Consider the following 20112-nt stretch of genomic DNA (forward strand, 5'->3'; position numbering starts at 1 on the left):
AGTCTAGCTTTGGGGCTGCAACCGTCCGCACGGGCCTCCAGGAAGCATGGGTTAGACGTCTGCGGCCCGTGCACGCAAGGCCCTGGCTACGGCGTCGCGGTTTTCGAGCATCATGCGGCGCAAGGCTGCGCTCTCCTCCGGAAGTACGGCCAGGAACTCGTCTGTACGATCCACCGTGGCCTGCGTGGTGAGCTGTGCCGGGTAGAGACCCACCACGATCTGCTGGGCCAAGGCATGCGTCCGGTCCTCGACGATTCCGGGTACGGCCTCGAAATATTTCTCCGCGAAAGGCGCCAGCAGGGTCGTGTCCGCCACGCGCATGAAACCGGCCACGGCTGAGGCTTGCAGTGCGTTGGAAAGTTCTCCCTTCACCACGATCGAGTCCCACGCTGCTGCCTTGGCCTCCGGGGTGGGGATGGCGGCTTTCGCTTGGGCCGCTGCATTTTGGCCGTTGGAGGTGTTGTCGCGGGAAAGTTCCTCGTCGATCCGGGCTTGGCCCTGCCGTCCTCCAGCTACAAGGGCGGTCAGGAGCTCCCAGCGCATGTCCTGGTCGATGCTGAGGCCTCCGAGGACTTCCGTGCCGTCCAAGAGGGCCTGGATGCGGTCGAACTGTCCGCCGCTGCGTGCCAGTTGTGCGTAGGATTTGGCGAACTGCAACTGGGCGTCGGATCCCGCCTCGGCGGACGAGGCGAGCTCCCACAATTTGTCCGCAGCAGCAATCGTCGAGCCAACCTTGTGGTCCGCTGCCACGTAGTAGGTCAGCGTGGTGGCGAGCTGGCGCAACTGGACAAGGATCACCGAGGAGTCTGTTTCCGAGGCGATGTTCGCCAGGATCAGATCCACATAGCCGCGGGCCGGGGTTTCGCCGTCGCGTGCGGCGTCCCAGGCCGAACCCCACACCAAGGTGCGGGGCAGGCTTGCGGAGAAGTCCTTCAGGTGGGCCTTTGCCGTGGCAAGGGAGTGCCCATCAAGGCGGACCTTTGCGTAGGCGAGGTCGTCGTCGTTCAAAAGGATCAGGTCCGGCCGGGCTTTGCCGACCACCGAGGGGACCTCGGTAAGGGGGCCGTCGACGTCGAGTTCCTCGCGGTGGGTTCGCTCCAGCCTGCCTTCTCCTGAGAGTGAGTAGAAGCCGACGGCGAGGCGGTGTGGTCGGAGCGTTGGCTGCTCCTCGATCGCGGTCTGCAGGATCGAGAAGCCGGTGATGGTGCCATCAGCATCAACGGTTACTTCCGGTGCGAGGGTGTTCACGCCGGCAGTTTCGAGCCAGAGCTTGCCCCAAGCGTCCAGGTCGCGGCCGGAGGCTGCCTCGAGCTCCACCATGAGGTCTGCGAGTTCGGTGTTCTTCCAAGCGTGCTTGGCAAAGTACGTGCGGACGCCTGCCATGAACTGTTCCGGCCCCACCCAGGCCACCAGTTGCCGGAGCACGGAAGCGCCTTTGGCGTAGGTGATGCCGTCGAAGTTCACCTCGACGTCTTCGAGGTTGTTGATCTCGGCGAAGATCGGGTGCGTTGTGGGCAGCTGGTCCTGCTTGTAGGCCCAGGACTTTTCCACGGACGCGAACGTGGTCCAGGCCCGGTCGAATTCGGTGTTCTCGACCGCTGCCAGGTGGGACATGTATTCAGCGAAGGATTCGTTGAGCCAGAGGTCGTTCCACCAGCGCATGGTCACCAGGTCCCCGAACCACATATGTGCCAGTTCATGCAGGACCGTGATGGCGCGACGTTCAACCTGGGCGCCGGTGACTTTTCCGCGGAAGACGTAGCCTTCCAGGATCGTCACGGCCCCTGCATTTTCCATCGCTCCGGCGTTGAATTCCGGGACGAAGAGCTGATCGTATTTTTCGAACGGATACGGGCACCCGAACTGCCCCTCGAAGAACTCGAAACCCTGGCGGGTCAGTTCAAAGATGTTCTCCGCGTCGAGGTACTGCATGAGCGACTTGCGGGCAAACACCCCCAGCGGGATGACGCGGCCGTCGGAGCTGGTGACCTCGGAGCGGACCGACTGGTATGGTCCGGCAATCAAAGCCGTGACGTAGGAAGAAAGGCGCGGTGTAGGGGCAAAATTCCACACAGAACGCGCGGCGCCTTCGTCGGCAACCGCAGCTTCGACGGGAACGGGTGTGGGGGAGTTGGAGATGACATCCCAGTGCGAAGGTGCAGTGACGTTGAAGGTGAAGCTCGCCTTGAGGTCCGGCTGCTCAAAGACGGCGAACATGCGCCGGGAGTCTGGAACTTCGAATTGCGTGTAGAGGTAAACCTCGCCATCTACGGGGTCAACAAAGCGGTGGAGACCCTCACCGGTGTTCATGTAGGGAGCATCTGCCACCACCACGAGTTCGTTCTCTGCGGCGAGGTCCGGGAGCTGGATGCGGACGCCGTCGGAAACCTTCGCCGGGTCCAATTCGGTGCCGTTGAGGGTCACGCTGTGGACTTTGGCCGTGATGGCATCGATGAAGGTGGATGATCCCGGCCTTGCGGAAAACCTGACAACGGTGGTGGAGCCGAAAGTTTCTGCTCCCTGGGTCAGGTCCAAGGTGACGTCGTACGACTCGACGGTGAGTAGTTCGGCGCGGCTGGCGGCTTCGTCGCGCGTGAGGTTCAGGCCTGGCAAGTGGTGCCTCCGAAGATTATGGGATGGCCGGCCTGTCATGGCCGGACGCTGGTGTGAAGCCATTCTTTCACTCCGCGCCGGGAAGGCAAGGAGCGGGCGCCACAGTGTCGCTTCACGGAGTAGCGTTGGATTATGGCATCGTTCCGGGAGAGTCTCGATTTCCGCGCACTGAGGTTTGCGGTTGCCTTTCCGTTGCTGCTTGCGGTCGGGTTTGTGGTGTGCGCCCAGATGCTGCGCAATGACCTCCCCAACCCGGTTGCCGTGATGTGGAACGCCGACGGCGGCACTTCCTTCGCTCCTTTTGGCGCCTACGTCACAGGCGGCGCCGCCCTCATCACCTTTTGCGGTTGGGCAGTGTTCCTCCAGGCCGTGTCGATTTCCCGGCCGGTGGTCATGCGCCGCGTCATGATGGGCATGGGCCTCATGATCAGCCTTTTCATCACCACGGTGGTGGCCGCCGGCTTGGTCGGCCAGTCCGGGGTGGCTGATGCGCGCGAGTCCCACGTTGACCCGATCGTGCTGGCCATGGGCAGTGGCGCTGCCGTGGCCTTGGGTGTCGTTATGATGTTCGCTTTCAAGCCGGACCCGCGCTGGACCCGGGAGGACGACGTTGCGCTCGAAGAAGAGCTACGCCTTCTCGAAGATCCTGATCTCTCCAGGGACACGTTCCGGTTGTGGGTGCATGCACGTAGTTCCGTGTTCGTGATGATCATTGTCTCGGCTCTGTTCCCCGCTGCGCTGATAGCCGTCGCGGTTCCATGGCTCGGAGCCTTGGTAGCGGCGGCCGCTTTGGTCGGTGCTGGCTTGCTGTTTGCTCGGGTCCGTGCGGACCGGGGAGGGTTGCAGGTGTTTGCCGGCGGGATCGTGCGCGTCCTGACCGTTCCCGCCGTCGACATTGCTGCTGCAGCGCCGGCTGACGTAAAGGCCGCGGACTATGGCGGGTGGGGCTGGCGGCACCACGACGACGCCACCGCGATGCTCGTCAGCAGTGGACCGGCCGTCGTCGTAAGGAAACTTAACGGAGGCCGGGTGGCGCTGAGTGCGGGCACCGAGGCCTCGGCAGACAAACTCGCCGGTGTTCTCAACAGGGCAGCGCATCGTGCCCATGGCGACGGGCAGGCCCAATAACCCGGGTAGCGGTACCCTAGGTAGCGCATCCCTCAACGCCGCGCCCGGCCACGTGCCGTACCCGCGCGCCAGAAAGAATGGACTTCCTGTGACTACACCCCGCGTCCACATTGCTACGGACCACGCCGGCATGGAACTCAGTGCCCACCTGGTCAGCCACCTCACGGCCAAGGGCTACGAAGTGGTGGATCACGGGCCCAAGGAGTACGACGCCTTGGACGACTACCCGTCTTTCTGCATCAACGCCGGCCTTGCCGTTGTGGCTGACCAGAAAGCCGGTGTGCACGCTCTCGGCATCGTGCTGGGCGGCTCGGGCAATGGGGAACAAATTGCTGCCAACAAGGTCAACGGCGTCCGCGCTGCGTTGGCCTGGAACCTGTCCACCGCAAAGTTGGCCCGCGAGCATAACGATGCCAACGTCGTGGCTGTTGGCGGACGCCAGCACACCGTTGACGAGGCTACTGAACTCATCGAAGCCTTCCTTCAGGAACCCTTCAGCAACGACGAACGCCACGTTCGCCGAATCGGAAAAATCGCGGTGTACGAAACCACCGGCGAGATCGTCGAGTAGTGCCGGAGGGGCACTCGGTCCACAGGCTGGCCCGCCAATTCCAGGACGTCTTTGGCGGCTGGCCCCTGGACGTTTCCAGCCCGCAAGGCAGGTTTGCTGCCGGCGCTGAGCTACTTACCGGTCACACCATGGTTGAAGCCACCGCCCATGGAAAGCAGCTGTTCCTGAAGTTTGACCATGAGCTCTTTCTTCACGTCCATCTGGGCCTCTACGGTGCCTGGAGCTTCGGCGGCGATAGTTCCTTTACGGGTGCCTCCAGCATCGGGGCTCCCCGCCGTATCGGTGAACGGGAAACGGGCAGTTCTTCCGACGTCGCGTATGCGGGCCCGCCTCCTCCCGTGGGCGCTGTGCGGGTCCGGCTGGTGTCCGGGCACGGCTGGGCGGACCTGCGTGGGGCAACCACCTGTGCCGCCATCACTGCGGCCGAGGCAGCTGCGGTCCTGGCGCGTCTGGGCCCGGACCCGTTGCACAACGGCCAAGGAGACCGTGAGGAATTCATTCGTCGCCTCCGCCGCCGGAAGACAGCGGTGGCCTTGCTGTTGATGGACCAGTCGGTCCTGGCCGGTGTCGGCAACATTTACAGGGCCGAGGTGTTGTTCCGGCAGGCAGTCGATCCCTGGACGCCGGGGAGCAGCATTGATGCCGAAACCGCTGGCCGCCTTTGGGACGACACCGTGGACACCATGTCCGACGGCGTCCGCGACGGACGGATTGTTACGACGCCACCGACGTTGTGGACCGGCGGAGGCGCTGAAGCGCCCGACGGCGATGCCCACTTCGTCTATAAGCGGGGCGGCCTGCCCTGCCGGGCGTGCGGGACGCCTGTGGGAATGACGGAGATAGGCGCCCGCAAACTCTACTGGTGCCCCGGCTGCCAGGTTTAGCATTCTTTTTGGAACACAAAAGGGCCCCGATCCGTGGATCGGGGCCCTTCCTCGTGGAGGGGACGACGGGAATCGAACCCGCGTAATCAGTTTGGAAGACTGAGGCTTTACCATTAAGCTACGTCCCCAGGACGGATATCCTTGTTCTGGACATCTTCCCGGTGGCTGTTCAAGCCGGGTACAACTAAACCTAATTCCGGCGGCAGTGTCAAATGTGCATTCTTGGCTCGCTTGCCCGTAGACTGTCCTGTGCATTCGGGGTGTAGCTCAGCTTGGCTAGAGCGCCTGCTTTGGGAGCAGGAAGTCGCAGGTTCAAATCCTGTCACCCCGACTCTGTGTTTGTGTCCGCTCCAGGGGCACGACAGAACCCCATACCCACAAAATCAGGAGTACTTAGACTGTGAAGAGCGCTGTCGAGAACCTCACCGCAACGCGGGTCAAGCTCAACGTTGAGGTTCCCTTTGAGGAACTGAAGCCGAGCATCGATGCCGCGTACAAGACCGTTGCTTCGCAGATCCAGGTTCCCGGATTCCGCAAGGGCAAAGTTCCCTCCAAGCTCATCGACCAGCGCGTTGGCCGTGGCTACGTTCTGGAGACGGCCATCAACGATGGCCTCAACGGCTGGTACCAGGCTGCAGTCCAGGAGACCGGCGTTCGCCCCCTGAGCCGTCCCGAAGTTGAGATCACCGAGGTTCCGGACCCGTCCGCGACCGATGGCGAGCTCAAGTTCCAGGTGGAGATCGATGTCCGCCCCGAGATCGAGCTGCCCGACTACGCCGATATCAAGGTTGAAGTTGCTGCTGCTGAGTCTTCCGAAGCTGACGTCGACAAGGCCCTGGACGAACTCCGCGGCCGCTTCGGCACGCTGAAGTCCGTAGAGCGCCCTGCCAAGAACGATGACTTCCTGACCATCGACATCACCGCCACCATTGATGGCGAAGACATCGATTCAGCTTCCGGCCTTTCTTACCAGGTTGGTGCCGGCACCATGCTCGAAGGCCTTGACGAAGCCGTAACAGGCCTCTCTGCCGATGAAGAGGCAATCTTCGAGACCACGCTGGTTGGCGGCGACCACGCCGGCGAATCCGCTCAGGTGAAGGTTGTTGTCAAGGCCGTCAAGGAGCGCGAGCTCCCCGAGGCAAACGACGACTTCGCTCAGCTCGCCTCGGAGTTTGACACCCTTGCCGAGCTCCGTGAGGACCTCGCCAAGCAGGCTGCCGACTCCAAGGTAGTGGAGCAGGGCGTTGAAGCACGCGACAAGGTCCTGGACAAGCTCGTTGAGCTCGTTGAGGTTCCCGTTCCGGACTCCGTCGTCGAAGAGCAGATCGAAGCTCACTTCAACCCGGAGAACGCCCACGGCGAAGGTGACCACGACACCGAGGAGCACCGCGCCGAGGTAAAGGCCAACACCGAGCGCGCCTTCCAGAACGAGATCATCCTCGACGCCATTGCGGACAAGGAAGAAGTGGACGTCAGCCAGAACGAGCTGATCGACTACATCGTGACCACCGCAAGCCAGTACGGCATGGACCCTAACCAGTTTGCCCAGATCATTGATCAGAGCGGCCAGGTTCCCATGATGGTTTCCGAGGTTCGCCGCCGCAAGGCCCTGGCCGTAGTGCTGGGTCAGGCCGAGGTAGTCGACTCCGAGGGCAACAAGGTTGACCTCACCGACTTCGTCCGTCCCGCAGGCGAAGCAGCCTCGGAAGAGGCTGCGGCAGTCGAAGCAATCGAAGAAGCAGACGTTGTCGCCAGCGACGACCCCGCAGCAGTGAAGTTCTAGTTAACGACTTCGACCGGCCCCGGATCCTGTGATCCGGGGCCGGTTTGCTTTAAGGCTGAACATTGGTGCTGAACGCAGACGTGCGCCGTCAGCGAACAGTGCGATTTCGGCGAACAAATCGCCCATGAAAACGGTTAGTGTCCAAGTAGTGAAGTTCAGTGAGGTCACTGGCACCAGCGAGAGGTAAGTACTTATGTCACAGCAATCAGAGGCTCCCCGGATGGCAACTGTCGATCCCGCAGCCCAGGACAACTACATCTACAACCGCCTGCTGAAAGAGCGCATTATCTGGCTCGGCTCTGAAGTCCGTGACGAGAACGCCAACGCCATCTGCTCCCAGCTCCTCCTCCTCTCGGCCGAAGACCCGGAGAAGGACATCTACCTGTACATCAACTCCCCGGGTGGTTCCGTGACTGCCGGCATGGCTATCTATGACACCATGCAGTTCATCCCGAACGACGTCGTCACCGTGGCAACCGGCCTGGCAGCGTCCATGGGCCAGTTCCTTCTTTCCTCCGGCACCAAGGGCAAGCGTTACGCAACGCCCAACGCCCGCATCCTGATGCACCAGCCATCGGGCGGCATCGGCGGTACGGCCTCGGACATCAAGATCCAGGCAGAGCTGATCCTCCACATGAAGAAGGTCATGGCTGAGCTAACGGCCGAACAGACGGGGCAGTCCGTGGAAACCATCCTCAAGGACAACGACCGCGACAAATGGTTTACGGCTTCCGAGGCCCTTGAGTACGGCTTCTTCGACAAGATCTCCGCGCACGCCGGATCTGTTGCCGGTGGCGGCGGAACGGCCAACCAGTCGAACTCCGAAAACTAACCGGCACCAAGAACCACTGAAACCCCAGGAGTAAAGAACATGAACTACAACTTCGGATGGTCTGCCGGTAATCTCCCGTCCAGCCGTTACGTCCTGCCCCAGTTCGAGGAGCGCACGCCTTACGGCTTCAAGCGCCAGGATCCGTACACCAAGCTGTTTGAGGACCGCATCATCTTCCTCGGCGTCCAGGTTGACGACGCTTCCGCTGACGACATCATGGCCCAGCTGCTGGTCCTTGAATCGACTGACCCGGACCGCGACATCACCCTCTACATCAACTCGCCGGGCGGCTCGTTCACGGCCATGACGGCCATCTACGACACCATGCAGTACATCCGCCCGGAGATTCAGACGGTGTGCCTGGGGCAGGCTGCCAGTGCGGCTGCGGTTCTGCTTGCCGCTGGTACGCCCGGCAAGCGCCTGGCCCTGCCAAACGCCCGCGTTCTGATTCACCAGCCGGCTCTTTCCGGTGGCCAGGGCGGACAAGCGTCGGACCTCGAGATCCAAGCGGCGGAAGTCATGCGCATGCGCACTTGGCTTGAGGACACACTGGCGCACCATTCGGGCCGTACGTCCGAGCAGGTCAACAACGACATCGAGCGGGACAAGATCCTCACCGCTGCGGACGCCCTGAGCTACGGTCTCATTGACCAGGTTCTGGACTCCCGGAAGATCAAGCCCCAAGCGATCGCCCGGTAACGCACGGATTTCGACGCCGGTGCGGTTCACGAAATATGGACCGCACCGGCGTTCTGTTTCCACCCAAGCAGCCCATTGTGACCTAGAGTGGATGTAGTCACGGTGGTGTCGACCGCGGCATAGCCGCACACTCGAGTACGGCGCGGAGCCGCATCACCCGCATGCAACGAAGGGATTCCCACATGGCTCGGATTGGCGAGAGCACGGATCTGCTGAAGTGTTCTTTCTGCGGAAAGAGCCAGAAGCAGGTACGGAAGCTGATTGCCGGGCCCGGTGTCTACATCTGCGATGAGTGCATCGAGCTTTGCAACGAGATCATCGAAGAAGAACTCGCCGAAGTCTCCGATCTTGGTAGTTTCGAACTGCCCAAGCCTCGTGAAATCTTCGACTTCCTGCAGGAATACGTCATCGGCCAGGAACCCGCAAAACGTTCCCTGGCGGTAGCGGTCTACAACCACTACAAGCGCATCCAGGCCGGACACGCACCCAAGTCAGGAAGCCTGGGCGAGGGCTCGCACCACGAGGACGTGGAGATCGCCAAGTCCAACATTCTCCTGATCGGTCCCACGGGGTGCGGCAAGACCTACCTGGCCCAGACACTTGCCCGCCGACTTAACGTGCCCTTCGCCGTAGCCGACGCCACCGCACTGACCGAGGCCGGCTATGTCGGTGAAGACGTCGAGAACATCCTGCTCAAGCTCATCCAGGCTGCTGACTACGATGTCAAGAAGGCCGAGCAGGGCATCATCTACATTGATGAAATCGATAAAATTTCCCGCAAGAGCGAGAACCCCTCGATCACCCGTGACGTATCCGGTGAAGGCGTCCAGCAGGCTCTCCTGAAGATTCTTGAGGGCACTGTGGCCTCCGTTCCACCTCAAGGCGGACGGAAGCACCCGCACCAGGAATTCATCCAGATCGACACCACCAATGTCCTCTTCATCGTGGCCGGTGCCTTCGCCGGGCTGGAAGACATCATTGGTTCACGATCCGGGCGCAAAGGCATCGGATTCGGTGCGCCGCTCAACGAAGCCCGGGACAACGTGGATACTTACGGCGAAGTGATGCCGGAGGATTTGCTCAAGTTCGGTCTCATTCCGGAATTCATTGGGCGGCTCCCTGTGATCACCACTGTGTCAAGCCTGGACAGGCCGGCGCTGATCCAGATTCTGTCCACTCCCAAGAACGCTCTGGTGAAGCAGTACCAGAAGATGTTCCAGTTGGATGGCGTTGAGCTGCAGTTCGACGACGACGCCTTGGACGCCATAGCGGACCAGGCCTTGGAACGGGGCACGGGGGCACGTGGACTCCGGGCCATCATGGAAGACGTGTTGCTGCCGGTCATGTTCGATCTCCCCAGCAGGGACGACATCGCCACCGTGGTTATCACCGCCGACGTCGTGGCAAAGAAAGCACAGCCCACCATGATCGCCCACGACGTCGTGGCGAAGCGCCGGAATAAGTCGGCTTAGCCTCCTGTTGGCCTAAACAAGACGCAGTCCATTTGGGGCTGCCGTCATGCCACACATACACCCTTCAGAGGAGTTCCCTGTGCCTGAACTGATTGCGCCCGAAGAGAACGTCAACAAGGCTGATTTCTGGTTCGACCCCGTCTGCCCTTTCGCGTGGATCACGTCGCGTTGGATTGGCGAGGTGGAGCAGGTACGGGGCATCGAGACAGAATGGCACGTCATGAGCCTCTCGGTGCTCAACGAGGGGCGTGACCTTCCCGGGAACTACCGCGCCATGATGGACGATAGCTGGGGTCCCGTTCGAGTAATCATCGCAGCCCAGGAGCTCCACGGCAGCAGCTACGTCAAGCCCTTGTACGACGCCATGGGAGAGCAGATTCACCATGAGGGCAACAAGGACCGCGCTTCGGTGATCCAGAAGGCCCTCGCCGAGACCGGACTTCCCGCCGATCTGGCACGCTTTGCTGACTCAGATGAATATGATGCCCAGCTTCGTGAAAGCCATGATGCCGGTATTTCATTGGTCGGCCAGGATGTCGGTACACCCGTTGTGGCCGTCAACGGCACGGCCTTCTTCGGTCCGGTCCTGACACGGATTCCCCGGGGCGAAGAAGCAGGAAAGATCTGGGATGCCACGGTGACTTTGGCCGGCTACCCGCATTTCTTTGAGCTGAAGCGCAGCCGCACTGAAAGCCCTGAGTTCAACTAGCGGTTACCCTCTACTTCAGGAACCGTGAGGTCCGCCTGTCGGCGAGTATCTTCCCGTTGGTCTGGCATGTGGGGCAGTACTGGAGTGAGGTGTCCGCGAAGGACACCTCACGGACGGTCTCTCCGCACACCGGACATGGCTGGCCGGTCCTGGCGTGCACCCTGAAGTTACTGCGCTTGGTGTCCTTGAGTTCGCTGGAGGGTTTTCCGGCTGCTGCGTTGACGGCACCCACCAAGACCTCCTGCATGGCCTGATAGAGCCGGGCAACTGTTGCCTGGTCCAAGGACTTGGCCGTGGCAAAGGGCGAAATCCTGGCCGCATGGAGAATCTCGTCGCTGTAGGCATTGCCTATTCCAGCGATGACGCTCTGGCTGCGCAGCAGGCCCTTGATCTGCTGGGAACTGGACCCGAGTATCGCGGCCAGCGCGTCAAGATCGAAGTCCGGGCTGAGGGGCTCCGGGCCCAGCGTTGCGATCCCCGGAACGTCCCCGGGATCCCTCACCACATAGATGGCGAGGCTCTTTTTGGTTCCCGCTTCGGTCAGGTCCACTCCGATATGAGCATCGTCGGCAGGTCGGTGGAGCAGGAGCCGAGCTGAGATGTTGCTTTTTCCCATCCGAAGGCCGGCCGAGGACGGATGCTCGGTGTAACGGACCCAGCCCGCCTTGGCCAAATGGAAGACAAAGAACAGGCCCTCAACGTCAATGCAGACGAACTTTCCCAAGCGTTGTACGCCTTGGACTGTCCGGCCTTCCAGGGAGGCGTAGGGAGGATCCGCAGTCTTCAGGGCCGAGAAGGAGTTGATGCGGACTTCGGTCAGCACAGCCCCACGGAGTTGGGTGTCCAGGTACATGCACAGGCCGTGCACTTCGGGGAGTTCCGGCATGGTCAATACTTTGCCACAGGTAGCTGTCCGCCCGCAGGAGAACTACAGGTTTGTAGTTCTTTCAAAGCCCTTGTGCATCGTGGACAGCGGGACAACAATGGTTCTTACCCACTTCGAAAGAAGAGGGACACGGAAACCAAAGATTCAGTGATTGCAACCAACGCAGCCTTCGGCAAAGTTGGACGCAACCTACCAGTGATGAGGTAGGAAGACCTGAAATTCCAAGGATTCCGCCAGACTGTCAAGACATCACCAGACAGCCGAAAAGTCGAAGCCCCACCAACGGCAAAACGCTGATGGGGCTTCCCCTTTGCCCTGAAACGGGCGGCCGGCTATTTCTAGGACGCGGGCTGTTCCTCGGCAGGTGCCAGGACGACATCGCTGACCGTCAGTTCCCCTTCACCGGACTGGAGGGTGATCTCCCGCGCGTTTGCGGCTGCCTTCAAGTCACCGAGGCCGGCCTTGAGTTGGGCGACGAGAACCTCGGAAGCGGTAATGGATGCGGACAGCACTTCGGTCCGCTGCTTCACTTTCGCCTCCGACTTTGCCTTGCGGATGCCGCTGAGTGCTACGCCCACGGTTCCGAGCATGGTGGTGTCGCCGTCGGTGACTTCCAAGGCTGCCGGCCACTGGGCACGGTGAACCGAACCTGTGCGCCACCAGCCCCAAACCTCTTCAGTTGCGAAGGGCAGGAACGGCGCAAACAGGCGCAGGAGCGAGTCCAGCGTTGTCGCCAGGGCGGCCAGGACGGACGCCTGCTCGGTTTCGCCGGCGGCACCGTAGGCGCGGTCCTTGATGAGTTCCACGTAGTCGTCCGTGAACTGCCAGAAGAACGACTCCGTGATCTGGAGTGCGCGGGCATAGTCGTAGTTCTCAAACGCCTTGGTGGACTGGGCAACAACGTCGGACAGTTGTGCCAACAATGCGCGGTCCAACGGATTGGAGAGCACTGAAAGGTCCGATGCGACCACTGAGTTCTCGGTGGCACCGAGGTTGAGCACGAACTTCGAGGCGTTCAGCAGTTTGATGGCCAGGCGGCGGCCGATCTTCATCTGGGCGATCTCGTATGCAGTATCTGCGCCGAGCTTGGCCGAAGCTGCCCAATAGCGGACCGCGTCCGATCCGTACTCGTTCAGCACATCCGTGGGCACAACAACGTTGCCTTTGGATTTGGACATCTTCTTGCGGTCCGGGTCCAGGATCCAGCCCGAGATGGCCGCGTGCTTCCACGGCGCGTTCTTCTGCAGGGCGTCTGCGCGGACCACCGAGGAGAACAGCCAGGTGCGGATGATGTCGTGTCCCTGCGGGCGGAGGTCGAAGGGGTAGACCTTGGAGAACAATTCCTCGTCACGGCTCCAGCCGCCCACAATCTGCGGGGTCAGCGATGACGTTGCCCAGGTGTCCAACACATCGGCGTCGCCGGTGAAGCCATTGGCCTGGTCGCGCTGCGATTCGTCGAATCCCGGAGCAGCGTCCGCAGCAGGGTCCACGGGCAGCATCTCGTCCGAAGGCAGGATCGGGTTGTCATAGTCCGGGTTGCCCTGGGCGTCCAGCGGGTACCAGACAGGGATGGGCACGCCGAAGAAGCGCTGGCGGGATACGAGCCAGTCGCCATTCAGGCCTGCGATCCAGTTCTCATAACGGGAACGCATGAAGGCCGGGTGGAAGGTGATTTCCTGCCCACGGCCGATCAGGCGTTCGCGGCGTTCTTCATCACGGCCGCCATTACGGATGTACCACTGACGGGAGGTAACAACCTCAAGGGGCTTGTCACCCTTTTCGAAGAAGTTCACCGGGTGGGTGATCTTCTTGGGTTCACCGTCCAAAAGTTCCGCCGCCTTGAGCAGTTCAACTACGGCTTCCTTGGCGGAGAATGCAGTCTTGCCGGCGATCGAAGCGTAGGCCTCCTTGCCGGCGTCGGTGGTGATCCATTCAGGGGTCTCGGCAATGATGCGGCCGTCGCGGCCCATGATGGCGCGGGTGGGCAGCTGCAGCTCACGCCACCACGTGACGTCGGTCAGGTCACCGAAGGTGCACACCATGGCGATGCCGGAGCCCTTGTCCGCCTTGGCAAGGGGATGGGCCTTAACCTCAAGCTCCACATCAAACAACGGCGACTTCACGGTCTTGCCGAAGAACGGCTGGTACCGCTCGTCGTCCGGGTTTGCCACCAGCGCCGCACAGGCAGCAAGAAGTTCCGGGCGGGTGGTCTCGATGAAGATCTTCCCGCCGTCTTCGGTGAAGAAGGGGTAGCGGTAGTAGGCGCCGGCAACTTCACGGTCTTCAAGCTCAGCCTGGGCGACGGCGGTACGGAATGTCACATCCCAGAGGGTGGGTGCTTCGGCCATGTAGGCGTCACCGGCGGTGAGGTTCTTGAGGAAGGCGCGCTGGGACACCGCACGTGAGGTGTCGTCGATGGTGCGGTAGGTAAGGTCCCAGTCCACGGACAAGCCAAGGGTTTGGAACAGGTTCTCGAAGACCTTCTCGTCCTCAACGGCGAGTTCTTCACATAGTTCGATGAAGTTCTGGCGCGAAACGACGTCGAAATCGCGCTGGTTCTTGGCCGGCTGTGCCGGGGGTGTGTAGTCGGCTTTGTAGGGGATGGCGGGATCGCAACGCACACCGTAGTAGTTCTGGACGCGGCGCTCGGTGGGCAGGCCGTTGTCGTCCCAGCCCATGGGGTAGAAAACGTTCTTGCCGGTCATGCGCATGTACCGGGCCTGGACGTCGGTCTGGGTGAAGGAGAACATGTGGCCCACGTGGAGCGAGCCGGATGCCGTGGGCGGGGGAGTGTCGATCGAGTAGACCTGCTCCCGGGTGGTGTCCGGGTTGAACTTGTAGGTTCCTTCGTTCAGCCAGCGCTGCGTCAAGGCAGCCTCAAGGCCTTCAAGGGCCGGCTTGTCGGGAACGTTGATGGGGGCGGTGGCGGGCGTGTCTGTACCCTGCGTTGATTCAGCCATGCACCAATTGTTTCATGGCTTGGCGTGGAGGCCGGCCCGCAGGCGGAGCACGAGCCCCCGATAAGGTAGTTGCATGACTTTGCCAGCGCACAACGCTCCTTCCGAACAGAACGCAGACAACAACAGGACGGCCGTCGTAACCGGTGCGAGCACCGGCATCGGCGAGGCCACGGTGAAGGCGCTTGCTGCTGCCGGATGGAGAGTTTTCGCCGTGGCGCGCCGGGCGGACAGGCTGGACGCGTTGGCGGCCCATACCGGTGCCGTGCCGTTCCCCGCTGACATCACGGCGGACGACGACGTCGCGGCCTTGCTCGCGGCCGTCACCAAAGCCGGGGGTGCAGACACGCTCATCAACATCGCCGGCGGTGCACGGGGCGCTGACACGATCGCTAACGCGGACACTGAGGATTGGGAATGGATGTATCAGGTAAACGTCCTGGGCACCATGAAGATTACCCGCGCATTCCTGCCCATGCTGCGGGAAAACGGCGAAGGAACCGTCCTCAACCTCACCTCCACGGCAGGGTTGTCTGCCTACGAAGGCGGCGCGGGCTACAACGCAGCCAAGTTTGCCCAGCACGCCATGACCAATGCACTCCGCTTGGAAGAGGTGGGCAACAACGTCCGGGTCATTGAGGTCGCTCCGGGCCTGGTGCACACAGAGGAGTTCGCACTGAACCGCCTTGGTGACAAAGACGCAGCTGCAAAGGTTTATGCCGGTGTGGACAAACCGCTCACCGCCGAGGACGTGGCCGGCGTGGTGGCGTACTCAGTGTCGTTGCCGCACCACATCAACCTCGACCAGATCGTCATCCGCCCCGTGGCCCAGGCTGCGAACCACAAGTTGATCCGCAAAGAAGGCTAAGGCCCCTCAGTCAGCCGGGAGGATTAGTGTAGCCATGATGGCTGCGTGGTCCGAACCGGGTACCCGGTGGACGGCATAATCACTGCTGCCAATCCGGGACGAGGTGACCATATGGTCGATCACGATACCAGGCAATGCCGGCCCTTCCATCGGCCAGGAGGGAGAGAACCGTGCACTGGAGGCTATCCCGACGTCGACGAGCTTCTTGCCGTCCTGACCTGCGCGGGAATCATGCCGGCTTAGGCCATTATCAAGCAACGCCCGGAACTCGGAGTGATCGTACGTTGCATTGAAATCTCCCATCAGCAACTGATTACCCGGGCGGGAGCCCTGCCGGGCCACCTTCTCCAGATCACTGCGCCACTGATTAATCCGCTCGTCCACCGGCGGCAGTGCGTGCACGTTGGTCAGGCTCAGCGTGGACTTGGCGGCGGACGCCGAGTCCGTCACGAGGACCCGCGTGACGTCAATCCGGAAGGGCGTATCAGGCAGGAGCCCGTCCGGCTCCAGCGGAAAGAGCGAATACACGGCTCCACCGGAGGCGTCGTCGTTGGGCGAACTGACACGGTTCGGCAGGACGTCTTCCATACCCGCCGAGCCCAGGCGGTCCTCCAGCGCCTGCGTGTGCTCCTGGATGGTCAGCAGCTGAATCCCATTGTCCCGGACCAGTTTCACGATGGTGGCGGCGTCCGCCTCCCCGTATTCAGAATTGAGGCTCATCACCTTCAACGGAACAGTGGCAGTACCGGAAGGCAGTGCCTCGGGCCTTTCGACGTCCAACGGGAACAGCCAGAACAACTGGACCGCCAGCAGGGCCGCCGTCGTGATGATGACCCATCGCCGCCGCCCCACCAAGGCAAGCACCAGGGAAATCGCCGAGGGCAGCACCATCCAGGGCGTGAAGGACAACAACTGCACCACTATCAAGGGCCATTCCGCCGGAATCGCGCGGAACATCGATACGCCGGCCACGGGCAGCGCAGCGAGCAATGCCAACACCGGCCACGCCACGGAAGCCCGGCGCGGAGCGGGGCGGGTTTCCATCACGGCAGGCGCAGGGTGTGTCATGGGCTTGAGTCTATGCACCGCCAACCTGACCGGACTCCATCCAAAGGATGAACTCTGAAGTAGAGCAAGGCCCTCAGCTGCCGTTAGACTTGGAGGACCAGCTTCGACCCGGCCATCACCGGTGAGCTTCCGGAAGAACAGCACCAGCCACCGGCCTAGGTGGCAGACGCCCAGTAGAACCGGACGGGTAAGCCCGTCACAGCAGTAATGAGAGGCCGGAATATCTGTTCCGGTAAGTGAGGTGGTACCGCGGTACCTGCGCAGCCGACAGGCAGCACAGACGCCGTCCTCGCATCCTGACAGTCAACCAGCTATCACAGGATATGAGATGACCCACTACCCCAAGGCCTCAGCGTCTTCGTCCGGCACGTACGGCGTGTCCGCTTCCGTGAAGTTCCCGGAGATCGAAGAGCGCATCCTCAAATACTGGGACGAAGACGGCACCTTCCAAGCCAGCATCGACCAACGTGATGCGGGCAAGGACGGAAGCAACGAGTTCGTCTTCTACGATGGCCCTCCCTTCGCCAACGGCCTCCCTCACTACGGCCACCTCCTGACGGGCTACGCCAAGGACCTTGTAGGCCGTTACCAGACCCAACGTGGCAAGCGCGTGGAGCGCCGCTTCGGCTGGGACACTCATGGCCTGCCGGCTGAACTCGAAGCCATGAAGCAGTTGGGCATGACGGACAAGACCCAGATCGAAGCCATGGGCATCGACAAATTCAACGACGCCTGCCGGGCCTCGGTCATGAAGTACGCCAACGAGTGGAAGGCCTACGTCACCCGCCAGGCGCGCTGGGTGGACTTCGAAAACGACTACAAGACGCTCAACGTCGAGTACATGGAGTCTGTGCTCTGGGCCTTCAAGCAACTGCATGAGAAAGGCCTCACCTACAACGGTTACCGCGTCCTCCCGTACTGCTGGAAGGACGAGACACCGCTGTCCAACCATGAACTCCGCATGGACGACGACGTCTACAAGAACCGCCAGGACCAGACCGTCACTGTGACGTTCCCCGTCAAGGCAGGGGAGTCCGAACTCTCCAAGGCCCTGGAAGGGGTGCAGGCGCTCGCCTGGACCACCACGCCCTGGACGTTGCCCACCAACCTGGCGCTCGCCGTCGGGCCTGACATCTCCTATGCGGTCCTGCCCGCAGGACCTGCCGGTGTCAAGGCCGCGTCCGCTGAAGCGCCGGTCACGGGCAGCTTCCTGCTGGCGGCTGACCTTGTGGGATCCTATGCCAAGGATTTGGGATACGACGACGCCGCTGCTGCGGCTGCCGCTGTGGTGGCCACTCACACAGGCACCGAGTTGGCAGGGCTTGAATACGAACCGCTCTGGAACGACTTTGCCGATGCTGAGAAGTACGGCACGCAGAACGCCTGGCGCTTCCTTGTGGCCGATTACGTCACCACCACCGACGGTACGGGCATCGTCCACCAGGCTCCCGCCTATGGTGAAGATGACCAGAAGGTCTGTGAGGACGCCGGCATCCCCGTGGTGCTCTCCGTTGACGAAGGCGCCCGGTTCCTGCCGCTGTTCGCACACGGTGAGCTTGCCTCGATCGTTGGCCTCCAGGTCTTCGACGCCAACAAACCCATTACCCAGGTTCTCCGCGCCGACGGACGTTTGGTCCGCCAAGCCAGCTACGAGCACAGCTACCCCCATTGCTGGCGCTGCCGGAACCCCCTGATCTACCGTGCCGTGTCCTCCTGGTACGTGGAAGTGACCAAGTTCAAGGACCGCATGTCCGAGCTGAACCAGGAGATCAACTGGATCCCGGGCAACGTCAAGGACGGCCAGTTCGGCAAGTGGTTGGACAATGCCCGCGATTGGTCCATCAGCCGCAACCGGTATTGGGGTTCCCCCATCCCCGTGTGGCAGTCTGACGACCCCGAGTACCCTCGCACAGACGTCTACGGATCCCTGGCAGATCTTGAAGCCGACTTCGGCCGCCTCCCGATGAACAATGAAGGTCAGGTGGATCTGCACCGGCCGTTCATCGATGAGCTGACGCGTCCGAATCCGGACGACCCCCGTTCTCCGGCAGAGGGCCAGTCCACCATGCGCCGTGTTGAAGACGTGTTGGACGTCTGGTTCGACTCCGGTTCCATGCCGTACGGGCAGGTGCACTACCCCTTCCAGAACGAGGAGTGGTTCGACACCCACAACCCTGCGGACTTCATCGTGGAGTACATCGGGCAGACGCGCGGCTGGTTCTATATGCTGCACATCCTTTCCACGGCATTGTTTGACCGCCCGGCGTTCCGTAATGTGATCAGCCACGGAATCGTGCTGGGCTCCGACGGCCAGAAGATGTCCAAGAGCCTGCGCAACTACCCGGACGTGTCCGAGGTCCTGGACCGCGACGGTTCCGATGCCATGCGCTGGTTCCTCATGTCCAGCCCCATCCTGCGCGGCGGCAACCTTGTGGTGACCGAACAGGGTATCCGCGACGGCGTCCGCCAGGTCATCCTGCCGCTGTGGAACGTGTACAGCTTCTTCACGCTGTACACCAATGCCTCGAACGTAGTGGATGGGACAGCGTCGGGCTACGAAGCGAAGCTGCGCTACGACGGCTACGCCGACACCTTGGACCAGTACCTCCTGGCCAATACTGGTGACCTCGTCCGCAATGTCACCGCAAGCCTGGACAGCTACGACATCTCCGGAGCCTGCGATGAATTGCGCAGCTACCTGGACATGCTCACCAACTGGTACGTTCGCCGCAGCCGCCAGCGCTTCTTCGACGAGAACGTTGACGCCTTTGATGCGCTCTACACTGCCCTTGAAGCAGTGTGCCGCGTCAGTGCGTCCTTGTTACCCCTGGTGACGGAAGAGATCTGGCGTGGGCTCACCGGTGGCCGTTCGGTTCACTTGGCTGACTGGCCTGACGCTTCGCTGTTCCCGTCCAACCCGGCATTGGTTGAAGCAATGGACCGTGTCCAGCAGATCTGCTCCACCGGCTCCAGCCTTCGGAAAGCCGCGAACCTGCGCGTCCGGTTGCCGTTGCAGGAACTGACTGTGGTGGCACCCGGTGCAGATGCGCTGGAAGGGTTTGCCGCCGTCGTCGCCGATGAACTGAACCTGCGTTCCGTCCGCCTCCTGGACGCTGCGACTGCCTCGCCCGAGGAGTTCGGCATTGAGCAGAAGCTCGTGGTCAACGCCCGGGCCGCTGGTCCGCGCCTGGGCAAGAACGTGCAGCAGGCCATCAAGGGATCCAAGTCCGGCGATTGGTCTGTCAATGAAGCCGGAGTGGTGGTGGCCGGTGGACTTGAGCTGGAGCCGCAGGAGTACACGCTGGAGACTGTCGTGGCAGAAGCGGCCGACGGCGGTAGCTCGGCTGTCGCTGTGCTGCCTGGGGGTGGGTTTGTTGTCCTGAACACCGAGGTCACTCCTGAACTTGCAGCCGAGGGCCTGGCCCGCGATATGGTCCGCGCCATCCAGCAGGCACGCAAGGACGCCGGACTCAACGTGAGCGACCGCATCCGCACTTCCGTGGAGGCTGCCCAAGACGTGGTGGATGCCCTGGAGGCGAACTCGGAACTCGTCAAGACTGAGACGCTGACGTTGGAACTGGAGGTTCTGTTGGCCAGTGTCGACGAGCCACAGGTCACCGTTGCAAAGGCAGGGGCCTGATC

The 20112-nt window shown here is 61.9% G+C and carries 14 protein-coding genes and 2 tRNA genes; 11 read left to right on the forward strand and 5 right to left on the reverse strand.

Annotation, left to right across the window (positions count from 1 at the left end):
• Positions 1-51: 51 nt before the first annotated feature.
• A complete protein-coding gene (gene pepN / locus ACLRGI_RS17820; RefSeq protein WP_419202970.1) occupies positions 52-2652 on the reverse strand; it encodes an aminopeptidase N in 2601 nt (866 codons plus the stop codon).
• Positions 2653-2745: 93 nt separating this feature from the next.
• Here pepN and ACLRGI_RS17825 point away from each other — a divergent pair, with 93 nt between their 5' ends.
• The 3 genes from ACLRGI_RS17825 (at position 2746) to ACLRGI_RS17835 (ending at position 5196) form a co-directional block, all read left to right on the forward strand.
• Positions 2746-3741, forward strand: coding sequence for a hypothetical protein (locus tag ACLRGI_RS17825; RefSeq protein WP_419202893.1), 996 nt, complete (start codon positions 2746-2748; stop codon positions 3739-3741).
• Positions 3742-3829: 88 nt separating this feature from the next.
• Positions 3830-4312 (forward strand): ribose-5-phosphate isomerase, encoded by a 483-nt coding sequence (locus tag ACLRGI_RS17830; protein WP_419202894.1) that lies wholly within the window; start codon positions 3830-3832, stop codon positions 4310-4312.
• Positions 4312-5196: an Fpg/Nei family DNA glycosylase gene (locus ACLRGI_RS17835; RefSeq protein WP_419202895.1), complete on the forward strand. Its 885-nt coding sequence runs from the start codon at positions 4312-4314 to the stop codon at positions 5194-5196. Before ACLRGI_RS17830 ends, ACLRGI_RS17835 begins: the two co-directional genes overlap by 1 nt.
• Positions 5197-5250: 54 nt before the next feature.
• On the opposite strand, the gene ACLRGI_RS17840 is transcribed toward ACLRGI_RS17835, so the two are convergent.
• Positions 5251-5324: transfer RNA gene (locus ACLRGI_RS17840), tRNA-Gly, on the reverse strand.
• A gap of 128 nt (positions 5325-5452) precedes the next feature.
• Between ACLRGI_RS17840 and ACLRGI_RS17845 the strand changes: the two genes are divergently transcribed.
• The 6 genes from ACLRGI_RS17845 to ACLRGI_RS17870 all read left to right on the forward strand — a co-directional run bounded on the left by ACLRGI_RS17845 (position 5453) and on the right by ACLRGI_RS17870 (position 10691).
• Positions 5453-5527, forward strand: a tRNA-Pro gene (locus ACLRGI_RS17845).
• A 69-nt stretch (positions 5528-5596) separates the two neighbouring features.
• A complete protein-coding gene (tig, locus tag ACLRGI_RS17850) occupies positions 5597-6979 on the forward strand; it encodes a trigger factor (protein ID WP_419202896.1) in 1383 nt (460 codons plus the stop codon).
• A gap of 220 nt (positions 6980-7199) precedes the next feature.
• On the forward strand, positions 7200-7811 hold the full coding sequence (locus ACLRGI_RS17855) for an ATP-dependent Clp protease proteolytic subunit (RefSeq protein WP_419202897.1): 612 nt from the start codon (positions 7200-7202) through the stop codon (positions 7809-7811).
• A 39-nt stretch (positions 7812-7850) separates the two neighbouring features.
• Positions 7851-8510 (forward strand): ATP-dependent Clp protease proteolytic subunit, encoded by a 660-nt coding sequence (locus ACLRGI_RS17860; protein ID WP_011775058.1) that lies wholly within the window; start codon positions 7851-7853, stop codon positions 8508-8510.
• Positions 8511-8692: 182 nt separating this feature from the next.
• Positions 8693-9982: an ATP-dependent Clp protease ATP-binding subunit ClpX gene (gene clpX, locus ACLRGI_RS17865; RefSeq protein ID WP_419202898.1), complete on the forward strand. Its 1290-nt coding sequence runs from the start codon at positions 8693-8695 to the stop codon at positions 9980-9982.
• Between the two features lie 79 nt (positions 9983-10061).
• The gene (locus ACLRGI_RS17870) at positions 10062-10691 is read left to right on the forward strand and encodes a mycothiol-dependent nitroreductase Rv2466c family protein (protein ID WP_419202899.1); all 630 of its coding nucleotides are present in this window, start codon (positions 10062-10064) and stop codon (positions 10689-10691) included.
• Between the two features lie 10 nt (positions 10692-10701).
• Here the strand turns inward: ACLRGI_RS17870 and ACLRGI_RS17875 are convergent, their stop codons facing one another.
• Positions 10702-11577: an Fpg/Nei family DNA glycosylase gene (locus tag ACLRGI_RS17875; protein ID WP_419202900.1), complete on the reverse strand. Its 876-nt coding sequence runs from the start codon at positions 11575-11577 to the stop codon at positions 10702-10704.
• A gap of 338 nt (positions 11578-11915) precedes the next feature.
• Entirely contained in the window at positions 11916-14537 is a 2622-nt protein-coding gene (gene valS, locus ACLRGI_RS17880; protein WP_419202901.1) for a valine--tRNA ligase, read from the reverse strand.
• A 73-nt stretch (positions 14538-14610) separates the two neighbouring features.
• On the opposite strand from valS, the gene ACLRGI_RS17885 reads away from it, so the two are divergent.
• Positions 14611-15402 (forward strand): SDR family oxidoreductase, encoded by a 792-nt coding sequence (locus ACLRGI_RS17885; RefSeq protein ID WP_419202902.1) that lies wholly within the window; start codon positions 14611-14613, stop codon positions 15400-15402.
• A gap of 6 nt (positions 15403-15408) precedes the next feature.
• On the opposite strand, the gene ACLRGI_RS17890 is transcribed toward ACLRGI_RS17885, so the two are convergent.
• Complete coding sequence (locus ACLRGI_RS17890; RefSeq protein ID WP_419202903.1) at positions 15409-16470, reverse strand: endonuclease/exonuclease/phosphatase family protein; 1062 nt, start codon at positions 16468-16470, stop codon at positions 15409-15411.
• Positions 16471-16798: 328 nt separating this feature from the next.
• On the opposite strand from ACLRGI_RS17890, the gene ileS reads away from it, so the two are divergent.
• Positions 16799-20110, forward strand: coding sequence for an isoleucine--tRNA ligase (ileS, locus tag ACLRGI_RS17895; protein ID WP_419202904.1), 3312 nt, complete (start codon positions 16799-16801; stop codon positions 20108-20110).
• Positions 20111-20112 lie beyond the last annotated feature (2 nt).

Origin of the sequence: Paenarthrobacter sp. PPS72 (genome assembly GCF_048537125.1) — a bacterium.
Taxonomy (GTDB): domain Bacteria; phylum Actinomycetota; class Actinomycetes; order Actinomycetales; family Micrococcaceae; genus Arthrobacter; species Arthrobacter nitroguajacolicus_E.

What these genes read in the sequence shown, in the direction of transcription:
- pepN (WP_419202970.1), bottom strand. Translation starts at nt 2,652, where the DNA reads ATGACAGGCCGGCCATCCCATAATCTTCGGAGGCACCACTTGCCAGGC.
- ACLRGI_RS17825 (WP_419202893.1), top strand. Translation starts at nt 2,746, where the DNA reads ATGGCATCGTTCCGGGAGAGTCTCGATTTCCGCGCACTGAGGTTTGCG.
- ACLRGI_RS17855 (WP_419202897.1), top strand. Translation starts at nt 7,200, where the DNA reads ATGGCAACTGTCGATCCCGCAGCCCAGGACAACTACATCTACAACCGC.
- ACLRGI_RS17860 (WP_011775058.1), top strand. Translation starts at nt 7,851, where the DNA reads ATGAACTACAACTTCGGATGGTCTGCCGGTAATCTCCCGTCCAGCCGT.
- clpX (WP_419202898.1), top strand. Translation starts at nt 8,693, where the DNA reads ATGGCTCGGATTGGCGAGAGCACGGATCTGCTGAAGTGTTCTTTCTGC.
- ACLRGI_RS17875 (WP_419202900.1), bottom strand. Translation starts at nt 11,577, where the DNA reads ATGCCGGAACTCCCCGAAGTGCACGGCCTGTGCATGTACCTGGACACC.
- valS (WP_419202901.1), bottom strand. Translation starts at nt 14,537, where the DNA reads ATGGCTGAATCAACGCAGGGTACAGACACGCCCGCCACCGCCCCCATC.
- ACLRGI_RS17885 (WP_419202902.1), top strand. Translation starts at nt 14,611, where the DNA reads ATGACTTTGCCAGCGCACAACGCTCCTTCCGAACAGAACGCAGACAAC.
- ACLRGI_RS17890 (WP_419202903.1), bottom strand. Translation starts at nt 16,470, where the DNA reads ATGACACACCCTGCGCCTGCCGTGATGGAAACCCGCCCCGCTCCGCGC.
- ileS (WP_419202904.1), top strand. Translation starts at nt 16,799, where the DNA reads ATGACCCACTACCCCAAGGCCTCAGCGTCTTCGTCCGGCACGTACGGC.